Below are 13,410 nucleotides of genomic sequence, written 5' to 3'. Positions count from 1 at the left end.
CAGCGAAGAACAAGATTATACGAACACTTTTGAATCTTGCAAAGCTTTTTTTTCAAAAATTTCTTCGGCCTCGTTCAGATGCGCGCGCGCCTCGTCGAACACGGCCAGATCGGCACGTGCGAGCTTCTTGTTGTCGGACAGCACACGACGCCAGCCGCGTGCGCCGGGCATGCCGCGATACAGTCCGAGCGCATGCCGCACGATCGCGCCGAGGTAAGTCCCGCGCTTCAGTTCGGCCGCGCAGTATTCGATCAGCTTCGCCTCGGCCTCTGCGCGCGTCGGCACCGCCGCGGTCGATCCGTAGAAGCGCGCATCGACCTCCGCGAGCACGTACGGGTTGTGATACGCCTCGCGGCCGAGCATCACGCCGTCGACATGCTCCAGATGCTGCGCAACTTCGTCGAGCGTCGTGATGCCACCATTGATGACGATCTCGAGCGACGGAAAATCGCGCTTCAACTGATACGCATAGTCGTACTTGAGCGGCGGGATCTCGCGATTCTCCTTCGGCGACAGCCCCTTCAGGATCGCATTGCGCGCATGCACGACGAACGTTTTGCAGCCAGCCTCGGCCACCGTGCCGACGAAGTCGCGCACGAACGCGTAGTCCTCGACCGCATCGACACCGATCCGGTGTTTGACCGTGACCGGCACCGACACCGCATCGCTCATCGCCTTCACGCAGTCGGCCACGAGTTGCGGCTCGTTCATCAGGCACGCGCCGAACGCGCCGCGCTGCACGCGCTCGGACGGGCAGCCGCAATTCAGGTTGATTTCGTCGTAGCCCCACTGCTCACCGAGCTTCGCGGCACGCGCGAGGTCGTCGCGCTCGCTGCCGCCCAGCTGCAGCGCAACCGGCGATTCGTTCGGCGTGAACGCGAGATGCCGCTGAGCATCGCCGAACAGCAGCGCGCCCGTCGTGATCATTTCCGTATACAGCCACGTGTCGCGCGTCAGCGTCCGGTGGAACGACCGGCAATGGCGGTCGGTCCAGTCGAGCATGGGCGCGACGGATACGCGGCGGGGAGGAAGCGAGGACGGTACGGACATGGATTTCGGGCAACAGGCCTGACGGCGCGGGAACAACCCGGCATTTTACCGCAAGACGGGCCGTGCCTGCCCGGCACGCAGGCTACCCTTCACCCAGCTCCGTATCGACCGCCCGCCGCGCCTCGTCGAGCACACGCTCGATCACGCGTCGTTCGGTCAGCAGCATCCCGTCGACCTTGACGAGCCGCCAGTCGATCCGCACGGCATCGCCTTGCAGCACGCGGTAATGCGCATGCTCGCCGTCCCAGACCTGCTCGGTTTTCACCTCGATCTCGAAGCCGCGGTACGGCTCGCTGAAATCGCCGAGGTCGCTGCCTCTCGGTTCCATCGCACGCTCCGTGGCGACGCAGCGCCGGGCCGCCCGCGCGGCCGGCGCCGTGCGCTCAATCGTATTCGTCGGATAAAAAGGATTTGCCATCAGCCGTCAGGTCGACCCGGTCGGCCGCCGCCTGGTAGATCAGCCCCTCGTTCAGCAACGCGTAGACGACGTCGTCGAACACGGCGGGAACCGGCCGGCTTTCACCGAACTGGTCGATCCACTTCAGCGCCTCGATGGCTTCGGGGGAAAGGATGGGGGTCATGCGGTGGCCTCCGGCATCGTTGTCGCTCCATCCTAGCACTTCGTCAGGACGTCGAATACCAAGGCAAACGCGCTACGGAAATGCCGGGCAGCGCCAACGGGCAGTTTGCCCGTGACGCCGCACCGGCGCTGGACACGCGGGCTCAGAGGCGCGCGATCGATACTTCGGTCGATTTCACGAGCGCGACGACTTCCGCGCCGACCTTCAGTTCGAGTTCGTCGACCGAACGGGTCGTGATCACCGACGTGACGATGCCGAACGGCGTCTCGACGTCGACCTCGGAGACCACGGATCCGCGGATGATCTCCTTCACCTTGCCCTTGAACTGGTTACGTACGTTGATTGCAGTGATGCTCATCAGGTTGATCGCTCCGAAGAAAAAGATCTCACAACGGGCGGCCGTTGCCGCCGCCCGGATTTAAACGGCCCAGCGGATCTGCCCGACCGGTCGAACGTAATCCGTCTCATGCGTCGCGTCCTGGCCGGCCGCACCGGGCCCGCCGGCAAGCACGCGTTTCAGCACGCGATCCTCCAGCGCCGCAAACGCGGCCGATGCGCGGGCGCGCGGCCGGTCGAGCGGCACTGGCTGATCCAGCGCCACCCGCCCCTGCTCGATGAGCAGGATGCGGTCGCCGAGCGCGACGGCCTCCTGCACGTCGTGCGTGACGAGCAACGCCGTGAACCGGTGTTCGCGCCACAACCGCTCGATCAGCGCATGCATCTCGATGCGGGTCAGCGCGTCGAGCGCGCCGAGCGGCTCGTCGAGCAACAGCAATTGCGGCCGGTGCACGAGCGCGCGGGCCAGTGCGACACGCTGCCGCTGGCCGCCTGATAGTTGCGCGGGCCAGTCGTTCGCGCGTTCCAGCAGGCCGACTTCATCGAGCACCGCGCGTGCCTGGTCGCGCGCGCCGCGCCCAAGGCCCAGCATCACGTTCTGCAGCACGGTCTTCCACGGCAGCAGGCGCGCATCCTGGTACATGATCCGCGTATCGAGTTCGCCGCCGCCCTCGCCGCGCGTCTCGAGCGCGCCGCTGCTCGGCTGCTCGAGTCCCGCGACGAGACGCAGCAGCGTCGATTTCCCGCAGCCGCTGCGACCGACGATCGCGACGAAGCTGCCGCGCGCGATGCCGAGCTCGACGTTGTCGAGCACCGTGCGCGCGCCGAAGCGCTTGCTGACGCCCGACAGCGTCACCGCATCGTCGGGTGCCGGGCCGCCTGCCCGCCGCCGTGCAAGCGGAACGACGGAGGCGCTGCCGTCACGTTCGAGGATTGCCGCATCGCGCGCGTCGCCGTCCGCGACGCGCGCCTGCGCCAGTTCGGCCTCGAGGTCTGCGCCGGCGAGCAGGCCGTAGGCGGCCGCCGAAGTCGTCGCATTCATGCCTTTGCTCCTGATTGATAAGCGGGGTGCCAGCGCAGCGTCACGCGCTCGAGCCATTTCGCCAGCACGTCGGCCAGCTTGCCGAGCACCGCGTACAGCAGGATGCCGACCACCACCACGTCGGTTTGCAGGAATTCACGCGCGTTCATCGTCATGTAGCCGATGCCCGACTGCGCGGAGATCGTTTCCGCGACGATCAGCATCACCCACATCAGCCCGAGCGCGAAGCGCACGCCGACGAGAATCGACGGCAACGCACCGGGCAGGATCACGTCGCGGTACAGCGCAAAGCCGCGCACGCCGTAGCTCTTCGCCATCTCGATCAGGTTCGCGTCGACCGAGCGGATCCCGTGGTACGTGTTGATGTAGACCGGAAAGAACACGCCGAGCGCAACGAGGAACAGCTTCGCCTTCTCGTCGATGCCGAACCACAGGATCACGAGCGGAATCATCGCGAGCGCCGGGATGTTGCGGATCATCTGGATCGTCGAATCGAGCGCGACCTCGGCTGCCTTCGACAAGCCGGTCGCGAGCCCCAGCGCGAGGCCGACGCCGCCGCCGATCGCGAAACCGAACAGCGCGCGCCAGGTGCTGACCTTCACGTTCGCCCACATTTCACCCGACGTCACGAGCGACCAGGCCGCTCGGACGACCGCCACGGGCTCGGGCAACACGCGGGTCGACAGCCAGCCGGTGCGCGCGCCGACTTCCCATACCGCCAGCAGCGCGAGCGGCACGAGCCACGGTGCGACGCCGCGCCATGCGCGGGCGGCCACGGCCGCGCCCGTCGTCGACGTTTTCGTTGTCATCGCAGGCCTCCCGTCGCTCAGCTCTGGGCCGCTTTCGGCAGATAGCTGTTGCCGACGATCTCGCCGAACGGGCCCGACAGCGGGCCGGTCGCCTTCGCCTCGCCGTTGCCCTTGATCAGCGGGAACACGAGTTCCGCAAAGCGGTACGACTCCTCCAGGTGCGGATAGCCGGACAGGATGAAGGTCTCGATGCCGAGATCCGCGTATTCGCGCATGCGCTCCGCGACCTGTTCCGGATTGCCGACGAGCGCGGTACCCGCACCGCCGCGCACGAGGCCGACACCGGCCCACAGGTTCGGATACACCTCGAGCGCCTCGCGGCCCCCGCGCTTGCCGCCGTGCAGCGCGGCCATCCGGCGCTGGCCTTCCGAATCCATGTTCGCGAACGCCTTCTGCGCACGTGCGATGGTTTCGTCGTCGAGGCGGCTGATCAGGCGCTCTGCGTCGCGCCACGCTTCGTCCTCGGTTTCGCGCACGATCACGTGCAGACGAATGCCGAACTTGATCTTGCGGCCGCGCGCCTCCGCACGGGCGCGAATATCCGCGATCTTCTTCGCGACGGCCTCGGGCGGCTCGCCCCAGGTCAGGTAGGTGTCGATGTGATCGGCCGCGATCTCATGTGCGGCCGGCGATGAGCCGCCGAACCAAAGCGGCGGATGCGGACGCTGCACGGGCGGATACAGCGCCTTGCCGCCCTTCGATTGCAGATGCTTGCCGATGTAGTCGAACCCGCCGTTGTCGTGCGACGCGGACAACAGCCCGCGCCAGATGTTCAGGAAGTCGTCGGTGATTTCGTAGCGCGTGTCGTGATCCGCGAACAGGCCGTCGCCTTCGAGTTCGGCGGCATCGCCGCCCGTCACGACGTTGATCAGCAGGCGGCCGCCCGACAAGCGGTCGAACGTCGCGGCCATCCGCGCCGACAGCCCCGGCGACGCGATGCCGGGACGGATCGCGACCAGGAACTTCAGGCGCTGCGTCGCCGGGATGAGGCTCGACGCAACGACCCACGCATCCTCGCAGGAACGGCCGGTCGGCAACAGCACGCCCTCGTAGCCGAGCGTGTCGGCCGCCACCGCGACCTGCTTGAAGTAATCGTAGTCCGCGGCGCGCGCACCTTCGGCCGTACCGAGATAGCGGCTGTCGCCGTGCGTGGGGATAAACCAGAACACATTCATTTGCTGCTCCTGCTTGACTGTCCTTGCCGGAATTTGAAAAAACACCGCCCTGCTCGCGTCGCGGATCAGCGGCGCATGCATGGTGTGCGTTCGAATCGGGATGGCTCGCCGGTCAGGCCGTGCAGCGGGCGAGGACGCGATTGCACGGCTGTTTCTGGGAAATCAGTCTAGGGATCGGTGCAGGGCTTTGGAACGATTTTTTTGAGCTTAGGTTTTCCGCTTTCGTGATTAGCACGACGCTGGAGCGAATATCGCGGCGGGCGGGCCCTATAATGACGCACCTATCCGAATAACTCCGCGCGGACGGCCCCGGCCGTGCGCGCCTGCGGTGCACTCATCGATGCAGAAAGTCATCCTGCCATTCCTGTCCGGCTTCCTGGCCGCCCTGTTCTTCCGCGAGGCCACGCTCGCACTCCTTCATACGGCCGACCTGATCGCCGCAACCGGCTTCTCCACGCAGCCGTTCGCGCCGCTCGGCATTCCTGAATTTGTCGCGAATGCGCTGATCAGCGCATGCTGTGCAGTCCCGATGGCGTGGCTGCTGCGGGTGTCGCCGGAACGCGAGGCATCGTGGATCGGCGCACTGGTGTTCGGCGGCATCGTGCTGACGGCCGCCCGCGTGTTCGCGATCGATCCGCTGCGCGGCATCTGGCCGTCCGGCAACATGATGCCCGTGCTCGCGGCCGGCTTCGCGGCGAACGCGGTATGGGGTTTCGGCGCGCTCGTGTTCATGCGTGCGTTCATGTCGGACGACGCAGGCGACGAGTAACACGGGCGCAAGCGCGACGTCCGTCGACCGCGGGCCGGTCGACCTCCATGAAAAAGGCCGCCTGCGTGCGCAGGCGGCCTTTTCGTTTCCAGCGTGTGCTTCGGTCAGTCCGACGTCAGTCTTGCAGATTCCGCAGCGGATGCGTGTCGGGCGTCCACGGGCTGTCGAACATCGCAAGCACGTCTGCACGATCGATGTCGGCGGTCGACTGGAAGCGCCAGACCGGCTGGTGGTCCTTGTCGACGATCAGCGCACGCACGCCTTCGATCACGTCGCCGTGCGCGAATGTCGAGCGCGTGAGATCGAGATCGCGCCGCAGGCAATCGGCCATCGTCGCGCCGCGTGCACGTTCGACGACTTCCAGCGACACGGCCATCGACAGCGGCGACAACTGTTCGCGCATCGCATGGGTCGCCTTCTCGACCCACCCGTCGACGGCCGCGCAATCCTGCTCGGCGTCGAGCGACGCGAGGATCGCGCCGATGTCCGCCTGCGCGAAATGGCGGTCGATCCCGGCGCGCGCGTCGGCCAGCGCCGACGTGTCGGGCGTCGGCACGACCTTGTGCGCGGCCGCCGCGTCGGCCACGCAGGCGACGGCCTGCTCGCCGTTGTCGATGCGCGCGCTTCGCAGCGTATCGAGCAGCGCGGGCAGCGCGGCATCGGGCAAGTAGACGTCGGCAAGCTGCGCGTACAGCGCGCCGGCCGCGTCGAGCGTCGCGCCGGTCACGGCGAGATAGCGGCCGATCGCGCCGGGCGTGCGCGCGAGGAACCAGCTCATCCCGACGTCCGGGAACAGGCCGATACGCGTTTCCGGCATTGCCATCTTCGTCGAGTCGGTCACGACGCGCAGGCCGCCCGTATGCCGCGCCGCCTGCGAAATCCCCATGCCGCCGCCCATCACGACGCCGTGCATCAGCGCGATGTAAGGCTTCGGATACGTGAAGATCGTGTGGTTCAGCGTGTATTCCTCGATGAAGAACGTGTCGACCGCGTCACGGTCGCCGCGCTGCCACGCCTCATGGAAGAAGCGCACGTCGCCGCCCGCACAGAACGCGCGCGGATGCGGGCTGTGCACGACCACCGCGACGACTTCGGGATCGTTGCGCCACGCGTCGAGCGCCCGCTGCATCAGCCGGATCATGCCGACCGACAGCGCGTTCAGCGCCTTCGGCCGGTTCAGTTCGAGAAAGCCGATGCGGTTCGCGACATACGCGCGTACGTCGGGCTGGGCGGATTCGGCGGAAACGGCAGCGGAAGTGGAATCGGTCATGAGGGTCATCCGGCAAATGGCAGTCGCACGCTCAGTGCGCCTGCATCTTCGAAAACAGGTTCAGCACCACGACGCCGGCGACGATCAGGCCGAGGCCGATCACCGCCGGCAGATCCGGCACCTGACGATAGAGCAGCATCGCGACGAGCGTGATCAGCACGATGCCAGCGCCCGACCAGACTGCATAGATGATGCCGACAGGCATCGTACGCAACGTGAGCGACAGGCAGTAGAACGCGATGCCGTAACCGGCGACGACGAGCAACGACGGCCAGAGGCGCGTGAAGCCGTCTGCCGCACGCAGCGCGGACGTGCCGATCACTTCCGCGACGATCGCGATCGCGAGCCATGCGTAACCGGGCAGTTGCATCGCTCAGCTCCTTGCGAGGGCCAGCACCGCGTAGTCGTGGCCGAGCTCCGCACACAGCGCCTCGACGACGAATTCGTGATCCGCGCGCTGCGGCAGCCCGGATGCGGTGATCGAACCGATCACGCCGGCGCCCGCCACGATCAGCGGAAACGACCCGCCGTACGGCGAGTACTCGGCGACCGGCAGCCCGTGCTTGTCCGCGAGCGTGGTGCCGGCCTGCTGCATGCGCAGGCCGATGGCGTACGAACTGCGGCGGAAATGCGCGACGACGTTGCGCTTGCGGCGCACCCAGTCGGCATTGTCGGGCGTGGCGCCAGCGAGCGCCGCGTAGAACAGCGGCTGGCCGAACGTGACGATGTCGATCGCGACCGCATGGCCACGCGACGTCGCGAGCGCATGCATCCGGTTGCCGAGCGCCCATGCGCGGGCCGGGTCGAAATGGGGAAACACGAGCGCCTGTTCCTGCGCGCCGATCGATTGCAGATCGTGAGCGATGTCCATGAATCCGTCGATACAGTAATGAGAGTCACAACGGCGCCGACGCGATCGCGCACAGCCCCGCTGCCGAAGAGACGAAACAAACCGCTCGATTCTAGCGCACGCGCCCACCGTACCGGCCCCACAAGCGGCGACAAGAAATTGTCAGAAAACGCTTGCACGCGTTCGGGTTACTCCTTATAATTCATTTCTTCGACGGACGCGGGGTGGAGCAGTCTGGCAGCTCGTCGGGCTCATAACCCGAAGGTCGTAGGTTCAAATCCTACCCCCGCAACCAACGTCCAGATTCATGCAAAAAGCCCGGCCTAGTGCCGGGCTTTTTGTTTTTCCGTCGTACTCCCCGCGCCGCTTCGCGCACCCGCACCCTCCACTTTGCGCGACACGCGGCCTGCTCGCGCCCGCGCCCGCGTTCGAGAATGCCGCATCCCGGTGATACACTCGCATCACCTCGTCCCTTCCACTCGACATGAAATTCTGCTCCGTCTGCGGTCACGAAGTCATCGCGCGCATTCCTCCGGGCGACAATCGCGAGCGCTTCGTCTGCGATCACTGCGGCACGATCCACTACCAGAATCCGCGCAACGTCGTCGGCACGGTCCCGGTCTGGGGCGATCAGATCCTGCTGTGCCGCCGCGCGATCGAACCGCGCTACGGATTCTGGACGCTGCCGGCAGGCTTCATGGAGATGGGCGAAACGACGGCCGAAGCCGCCGCGCGCGAAACGCTCGAGGAAGCCGGCGCGCGTGTCGAGGTGCAGAACCTGTTCACGCTGCTCAATGTGCCGCACGTGCACCAGGTCCACCTGTTCTACCTCGCGCGGCTCACCGATCCGGCATTCGAGGCCGGCGAGGAAAGCCTCGAAGTGAAGCTGTTCGACGAAGCCGACATCCCGTGGGACGAAATCGCGTTCCCGACCGTCAGCCAGACCCTGCGATTCTTCTTCGCCGATCGCGCCGCGGGCGACTACGGCGTGCACACCGGCGATATCTTCCGCTCGTTGCGCAACGGCTGAGCCCCCGCCCCATGGTCCCCTGGCTCGGCCCGGACGATCCCTTTCCGCCCATCGAACGCGCGCTCGGCCCCGCGACCGGCGCGCCGGGGCTGCTTGCCGCGAGCGCCGACCTGCTGCCGTCGCGCCTCATCGACGCGTACCTGCGCGGCATCTTCCCGTGGTATTCGGACGGCCAGCCCGTGCTGTGGTGGAGCCCCGACCCGCGCATGATCCTCGTGCCGGCCGAATTCAAGGTGTCGCCTTCGCTGCGCAAGACGCTGAAACGTGTGCTGCGCGCGCCCGAATGGGAAGTGCGCGTCGACTACGACTTTCCGGGCGTGATGCGCGCGTGTGCGCAGGCGCCGCGCCGCGGGCAGCGCGGCACGTGGATCACGGCCGAGATCATCGACGCGTACACGTCGCTCTACCGCTCCGGCAACGCGCACAGCATCGAAACGTGGCACGACGGGCGGCGTGTCGGCGGCCTGTACGGCGTGTCGTTCGGACGGATGTTTTTCGGCGAGTCGATGTATGCGGACGCGACCGACGCATCGAAAATCGCGCTGGCCACGCTCGTCGCGCACCTTCGCGAGCAGGGGCTGGAGATGATAGACTGCCAGCAGAATACGTCGCATCTAGCGTCGCTCGGCGGCCGCGAGATCGCACGCAAGGCCTTTGTCGCTCACGTGCGCAGCGCGGTAGCCGAACCGCCGATTCCGTGGCAGTTCGACAAGCGCGTGCTCGCCGCGCTGACGGGCCGCGCCGAAACGGCGGCCCCCTCCGGGATCGAGCGCTAGCGCGGCACTCCCTCCCTGCAACGAGAGCTGCCCATGACTCACCCGACTGAGCTGCCGCTTTCACCGCTTTCGGCGCTGCAATTCTATGCAACGGCGCCCTATCCGTGCAGCTATCTGGACGGCCGCGTCGCGCGCTCGCAAGTCGCGACGCCGAGCCACCTGATCAATTCCGACATCTACACCGAGCTCGTCAAGGCCGGCTTCCGGCGCTCGGGTGTGTTCACGTATCGTCCGTACTGCGACGGCTGCCGTGCCTGCGTGCCGGTGCGCGTCCCCGTCGACGCGTTCGCGCCGTCGCGCACGCAGCGCCGGATGTGGAAACGGCACCGCACGCTCGTCGCGACGGTCTCGCCGCTGCACTACGACGAAGAGCACTACGCGCTCTACATGCGCTACCAGTCCGCACGCCACGCGGGCGGCGGCATGGATCGCGACAGCCGCGACCAGTACGAGCAATTCCTGCTGCAGAGCCGGATCAACTCGCGTCTCGTCGAATTCCGCGACCTCGACGCACCGGGCGGCGAGCCCGGCAAGCTGCGCATGGTCAGCATGATCGACATCCTCGGCGACGGGCTGTCGTCGGTCTATACGTTCTTCGAACCCGACGACGCGCACACCAGCTACGGCACCTACAACATCCTGTGGCAGATCGAGCAGGCGAAGAGCCTCGGCCTGCCCTACGTGTATCTCGGCTACTGGATCCGCGAGAGCCCGAAGATGGCCTACAAGGCGAACTTCCACCCGCTCGAAGGGCTGATCGACGGCCGCTGGAAGATACTCGACCCGGAACGGATCGACCTGCCGCCGGTCGACGCGGCACTGGCCCGCGCGCCCTTGCCGGGCGGGCATTCCGGCTCGGGCTGACGCGCGCCGCCGGGAGTGACGAAGCGAAGCGCGCCTCTGCCGCGCAACTCCCGGTAAAATAGCGGGTTGTCATTCATTCCGGCTGTCCGCCCTATTCCCGTGTTCAGTTCCCTCTATCCGCTGGCCCGCGCATCCCTGTTCAAGATGGATGCGGAAGACGCTCACCACCTCACGCTGCGCGCGCTCGGCGCGGCCGGCCGCACGGGCCTCGCCTGCGCGCTGTCGGCCCGCGTGCCCGATGCGCCGCGCACCGTGATGGGGCTCACGTTCCGCAACCCGGTCGGCCTCGCGGCCGGCCTCGACAAGGACGGCGCAGCCATCGACGGCCTGGCGGCACTCGGCTTCGGCTTCATCGAGGTCGGTACGGTCACGCCGCGCCCGCAGCCCGGCAACCCGCGCCCGCGGATGTTCCGCCTGCCGCAGGCCGAAGCACTGATCAACCGGATGGGCTTCAACAACCACGGCGTCGACCAGTTCGTGAAGAACGTCCAGGCCGCCCGCTATCGCGGCATCCTCGGCCTGAACATCGGCAAGAACGCCGATACGCCGATCGAGCGCGCCGCCGAGGATTACCTGTACTGCCTCGAGCGCGTGTACCCGTTCGCGAGTTACGTGACGATCAACATCTCGTCGCCGAACACGAAGAACCTGCGCCAGCTGCAGGGCGCGGGCGAGCTCGACGCGCTGCTCGCGGCGCTGAAGGATAAGCAGCAGCGCCTCGCCGACCTGCACGGCAAGCTCGTGCCGCTCGCACTGAAAATCGCGCCCGATCTCGACGACGAGCAGGTCAAGGAAATCGGCGACACGCTGCTGCGCCACAAGATCGAGGCGGTCATCGCCACCAACACGACGCTGTCGCGCGCGGCCGTCCAGGGCCTGCCGCATGCGGACGAAGCCGGCGGCCTGTCGGGCCGCCCCGTGTTCGACGCGTCGAACGAAGTGATCCGCAAGCTGCACGCCGAAGTCGGCAGCGAAGTGCCGATCATCGGCGTCGGCGGCATTTTCTCGGGCGAGGACGCTCGCGCCAAGCTCGCGGCCGGCGCGGCACTCGTCCAGCTGTATACGGGCTTCATCTACCGCGGCCCCGCGCTCGTCGCGGAATGCGTGAAGGCCATCGCCGGCGAACGCACCGCGTAATATAGGCATAAACAAACGATATTTAGAGATCGATTGCGTTTTTGCTATCATCGACCCCGTTATCAGAATCAATGACCCGGACAGGGCAAGGAAACACACGATGAAGATTGCGCTGCTGAAGAAGCTGCTGGTTGCCGGCCTGATCGGCACGTCATTCGCCGCCGCCACCGCGCATGCGGCCGACCTCCTCGACCAGGTGAAACAACGCGGCACGCTGCGGGTCGGCCTCGAAGGCACGTTCCCGCCGTTCAACTCGAAGAACCCGCAAGGTGAACTCGTCGGCTTCGACGTCGACATCGCAAAGGCCGTGGCCGCGAAGCTCGGCGTGAAAGCGGAATTCGTGACGACCGAATGGAGCGGCATCATCGCGGGCCTGCAGGCCGGCAAGTTCGACGTGATCGCCAACCAGGTCGGCATCACCGACAAGCGCAAGGAAACGCTCGACTTCTCGCCGGCATACACGTATTCGTCCGCGCAGCTGATCCAGCGCAACGACGACACGCGCCAGTTCAAGTCGCTTGAAGACCTGAAAGGCAAGAAGCTCGGCGTCGCGCTCGGCACGAACTACATGGACATGGCGAAGTCGGTGCCCGGCATCGACGTGAAGACGTACCCGGGCGCGCCCGAGTACCTGCGCGATCTCGCGGCAGGCCGTCTCGACGCGGCGCTCAACGATCGCCTGATGCTCGCGTACCTGACGAAGAATTCGCAGCTGCCGCTGCGCCCGGGCGCGAACGTCGGCTCGGCGAACCCGTCGGGCATCCCGTTCAAGAAGGGCAACCCGAAGTTCCAGAAGGCGATCGACGACGCGATGGCGCAACTCGAAGCCGACGGCACCTTCACGAAGATCTCGGACAAGTGGTTCGGCATCGACGTGACGAAGCCGATCAAGTAAGCACGCCTGCATTTCCCGCCTGACGGCGGGCCGGAAAGGGCGGCATCCGTAACGATGCCGCCCTTTGTTTTATTCGTCCGGTTTATGATTGCGCTTTCGCGCACGCATTCGATTCGTATTCCATGTCGACAACGTCCCTGCTCGTCCAATCGTTGCCGGTGCTCGCCCAGGGCGCCGTACTGACCGTCAAGTTCGCCGTGCTGTCGATGGTGTTCGGCCTGCTTGGTGCCGTCGTGCTCGCAATGATGGGCATCCGGCAAAGCGAAGCGCTCGAAGGCTTCGAACGCATCTGGGTCAACGCGCTCGCGTGGCTGGCACGCGCGTACGTGAGCCTGATGCGCGGCACGCCGCTGCTCGTGCAGATCTTCGTCATCTATTACGGGCTGCCGAGCCTCGGCATCTCGCTCGACCCGACACCCGCCGGCGTCATCGCGCTGTCCGCGAACGTCGCGGCTTACATGTCGGAAAGCATGCGCGGCGCGATCAACGGGATCGCACGCGGCCAGTGGCTCGCCGCATACAGCCTCGGGCTGTCGTGGGGGCAGACGCTGCGCTACGTGATCGGTCCGCAGGCGCTGCGCATCGCGGTGCCGAGCCTGTCGAACAGCCTGATCAGCCTGATCAAGGACACGTCGCTCGTGTCGGTGATCACCGTGACCGAACTGCTGCGCAGCGCGCAGGAAGTGATCGCGGCGACCTATCAGCCGCTGCCGCTCTATCTCGCCGCCGCGGCCGTGTACTGGATCCTGTGCCAGATCCTCGAATGGGTGCAGCGCTGGTACGAAAAACGCCTGTCGCTGCCGTCGCGGCACTGAGCGCACGTCAT

At 66.4% G+C, this 13,410-nt stretch carries 17 protein-coding genes and 1 tRNA gene; 8 read left to right on the top strand and 10 right to left on the bottom strand.

Features of this window, described 5'->3' with window-relative positions:
* Positions 1–15: 15 nt before the first annotated feature.
* The 7 genes from dusA to ssuD form a co-directional block, all read right to left on the bottom strand.
* Entirely contained in the window at positions 16–1,002 is a 987-nt protein-coding gene (dusA, locus tag QZM67_RS29045) for a tRNA dihydrouridine(20/20a) synthase DusA (RefSeq protein ID WP_235995978.1), read from the bottom strand.
* Between the two features lie 130 nt (positions 1,003–1,132).
* Entirely contained in the window at positions 1,133–1,378 is a 246-nt protein-coding gene (locus tag QZM67_RS29040) for a hypothetical protein (protein ID WP_043182680.1), read from the bottom strand.
* Between the two features lie 55 nt (positions 1,379–1,433).
* Positions 1,434–1,631 carry a hypothetical protein gene (locus tag QZM67_RS29035; protein ID WP_089425274.1) on the bottom strand — a complete coding sequence of 66 codons (198 nt, stop codon included), beginning with the start codon at positions 1,629–1,631 and terminating at the stop codon, positions 1,434–1,436.
* 142 nt (positions 1,632–1,773) lie between these two features.
* The gene (locus tag QZM67_RS29030) at positions 1,774–1,989 is read right to left on the bottom strand and encodes a molybdopterin-binding protein (protein ID WP_006476104.1); all 216 of its coding nucleotides are present in this window, start codon (positions 1,987–1,989) and stop codon (positions 1,774–1,776) included.
* Positions 1,990–2,049: 60 nt separating this feature from the next.
* Positions 2,050–3,009: an ATP-binding cassette domain-containing protein gene (locus tag QZM67_RS29025; RefSeq protein WP_301808646.1), complete on the bottom strand. Its 960-nt coding sequence runs from the start codon at positions 3,007–3,009 to the stop codon at positions 2,050–2,052.
* Positions 3,006–3,818: an aliphatic sulfonate ABC transporter permease SsuC gene (ssuC, locus tag QZM67_RS29020; protein WP_301808643.1), complete on the bottom strand. Its 813-nt coding sequence runs from the start codon at positions 3,816–3,818 to the stop codon at positions 3,006–3,008. The genes QZM67_RS29025 and ssuC overlap by 4 nt, the downstream gene beginning before the upstream one ends.
* Positions 3,819–3,835: 17 nt before the next feature.
* Positions 3,836–4,993, bottom strand: a complete 1,158-nt coding sequence (gene ssuD / locus QZM67_RS29015; protein WP_043182672.1) for an FMNH2-dependent alkanesulfonate monooxygenase — start codon at positions 4,991–4,993, stop codon at positions 3,836–3,838.
* A 340-nt stretch (positions 4,994–5,333) separates the two neighbouring features.
* Between ssuD and QZM67_RS29010 the strand changes: the two genes are divergently transcribed.
* Positions 5,334–5,762, top strand: a complete 429-nt coding sequence (locus QZM67_RS29010; protein ID WP_043182670.1) for a hypothetical protein — start codon at positions 5,334–5,336, stop codon at positions 5,760–5,762.
* Between the two features lie 115 nt (positions 5,763–5,877).
* On the opposite strand, the gene QZM67_RS29005 is transcribed toward QZM67_RS29010, so the two are convergent.
* Genes QZM67_RS29005 through QZM67_RS28995 form a run of 3 tightly spaced genes read right to left on the bottom strand, consistent with a single transcriptional unit; the run spans position 5,878 to position 7,903 of the window.
* Positions 5,878–7,032, bottom strand: a complete 1,155-nt coding sequence (locus QZM67_RS29005) for an enoyl-CoA hydratase/isomerase family protein (RefSeq protein ID WP_301808640.1) — start codon at positions 7,030–7,032, stop codon at positions 5,878–5,880.
* Positions 7,033–7,063: 31 nt separating this feature from the next.
* The gene (locus QZM67_RS29000; RefSeq protein ID WP_011351857.1) at positions 7,064–7,402 is read right to left on the bottom strand and encodes a multidrug efflux SMR transporter; all 339 of its coding nucleotides are present in this window, start codon (positions 7,400–7,402) and stop codon (positions 7,064–7,066) included.
* A gap of 3 nt (positions 7,403–7,405) precedes the next feature.
* Positions 7,406–7,903, bottom strand: coding sequence for a heme-degrading domain-containing protein (locus QZM67_RS28995; RefSeq protein WP_301808638.1), 498 nt, complete (start codon positions 7,901–7,903; stop codon positions 7,406–7,408).
* A 197-nt stretch (positions 7,904–8,100) separates the two neighbouring features.
* Between QZM67_RS28995 and QZM67_RS28990 the strand changes: the two genes are divergently transcribed.
* The 7 genes from QZM67_RS28990 (at position 8,101) to QZM67_RS28960 (ending at position 13,399) form a co-directional block, all read left to right on the top strand.
* Positions 8,101–8,177 (top strand) — tRNA-Met (locus QZM67_RS28990).
* 189 nt (positions 8,178–8,366) lie between these two features.
* Complete coding sequence (locus QZM67_RS28985; protein ID WP_011351855.1) at positions 8,367–8,912, top strand: NUDIX hydrolase; 546 nt, start codon at positions 8,367–8,369, stop codon at positions 8,910–8,912.
* 11 nt (positions 8,913–8,923) lie between these two features.
* Positions 8,924–9,688: a leucyl/phenylalanyl-tRNA--protein transferase gene (aat, locus tag QZM67_RS28980; RefSeq protein WP_043182662.1), complete on the top strand. Its 765-nt coding sequence runs from the start codon at positions 8,924–8,926 to the stop codon at positions 9,686–9,688.
* A 33-nt stretch (positions 9,689–9,721) separates the two neighbouring features.
* Positions 9,722–10,552, top strand: a complete 831-nt coding sequence (locus tag QZM67_RS28975) for an arginyltransferase (protein ID WP_122945213.1) — start codon at positions 9,722–9,724, stop codon at positions 10,550–10,552.
* Between the two features lie 99 nt (positions 10,553–10,651).
* Complete coding sequence (locus QZM67_RS28970; RefSeq protein ID WP_175026508.1) at positions 10,652–11,689, top strand: quinone-dependent dihydroorotate dehydrogenase; 1,038 nt, start codon at positions 10,652–10,654, stop codon at positions 11,687–11,689.
* Positions 11,690–11,789: 100 nt separating this feature from the next.
* Positions 11,790–12,584: a cystine ABC transporter substrate-binding protein gene (locus QZM67_RS28965; protein ID WP_011351851.1), complete on the top strand. Its 795-nt coding sequence runs from the start codon at positions 11,790–11,792 to the stop codon at positions 12,582–12,584.
* 122 nt (positions 12,585–12,706) lie between these two features.
* Entirely contained in the window at positions 12,707–13,399 is a 693-nt protein-coding gene (locus QZM67_RS28960; RefSeq protein WP_043182654.1) for an amino acid ABC transporter permease, read from the top strand.
* The last annotated feature ends 11 nt before the right edge of the window (positions 13,400–13,410 follow it).

The sequence above is a fragment of the Burkholderia sp. AU45251 genome (genome assembly GCF_030482905.1).
In the GTDB taxonomy this organism is placed as follows: Bacteria; Pseudomonadota; Gammaproteobacteria; order Burkholderiales; family Burkholderiaceae; genus Burkholderia; species Burkholderia aenigmatica.
This window is presented reverse-complemented; position numbering and strand designations above follow the sequence as displayed.

Bases quoted from the DNA above. Each gene is read 5' to 3' on its own strand.
- QZM67_RS29000 (WP_011351857.1), bottom strand. From the start codon at position 7,402: ATGCAACTGCCCGGTTACGCATGGCTCGCGATCGCGATCGTCGCGGAA.
- ssuD (WP_043182672.1), bottom strand. From the start codon at position 4,993: ATGAATGTGTTCTGGTTTATCCCCACGCACGGCGACAGCCGCTATCTC.
- aat (WP_043182662.1), top strand. From the start codon at position 8,924: ATGGTCCCCTGGCTCGGCCCGGACGATCCCTTTCCGCCCATCGAACGC.
- QZM67_RS28965 (WP_011351851.1), top strand. From the start codon at position 11,790: ATGAAGATTGCGCTGCTGAAGAAGCTGCTGGTTGCCGGCCTGATCGGC.
- QZM67_RS29005 (WP_301808640.1), bottom strand. From the start codon at position 7,032: ATGACCGATTCCACTTCCGCTGCCGTTTCCGCCGAATCCGCCCAGCCC.
- QZM67_RS28985 (WP_011351855.1), top strand. From the start codon at position 8,367: ATGAAATTCTGCTCCGTCTGCGGTCACGAAGTCATCGCGCGCATTCCT.
- QZM67_RS28995 (WP_301808638.1), bottom strand. From the start codon at position 7,903: ATGGACATCGCTCACGATCTGCAATCGATCGGCGCGCAGGAACAGGCG.
- QZM67_RS29010 (WP_043182670.1), top strand. From the start codon at position 5,334: ATGCAGAAAGTCATCCTGCCATTCCTGTCCGGCTTCCTGGCCGCCCTG.
- dusA (WP_235995978.1), bottom strand. From the start codon at position 1,002: ATGCTCGACTGGACCGACCGCCATTGCCGGTCGTTCCACCGGACGCTG.
- ssuC (WP_301808643.1), bottom strand. From the start codon at position 3,818: ATGACAACGAAAACGTCGACGACGGGCGCGGCCGTGGCCGCCCGCGCA.
- QZM67_RS29040 (WP_043182680.1), bottom strand. From the start codon at position 1,378: ATGGAACCGAGAGGCAGCGACCTCGGCGATTTCAGCGAGCCGTACCGC.
- QZM67_RS29035 (WP_089425274.1), bottom strand. From the start codon at position 1,631: ATGACCCCCATCCTTTCCCCCGAAGCCATCGAGGCGCTGAAGTGGATC.
- QZM67_RS29025 (WP_301808646.1), bottom strand. From the start codon at position 3,009: ATGAATGCGACGACTTCGGCGGCCGCCTACGGCCTGCTCGCCGGCGCA.
- QZM67_RS29030 (WP_006476104.1), bottom strand. From the start codon at position 1,989: ATGAGCATCACTGCAATCAACGTACGTAACCAGTTCAAGGGCAAGGTG.
- QZM67_RS28975 (WP_122945213.1), top strand. From the start codon at position 9,722: ATGACTCACCCGACTGAGCTGCCGCTTTCACCGCTTTCGGCGCTGCAA.
- QZM67_RS28960 (WP_043182654.1), top strand. From the start codon at position 12,707: ATGTCGACAACGTCCCTGCTCGTCCAATCGTTGCCGGTGCTCGCCCAG.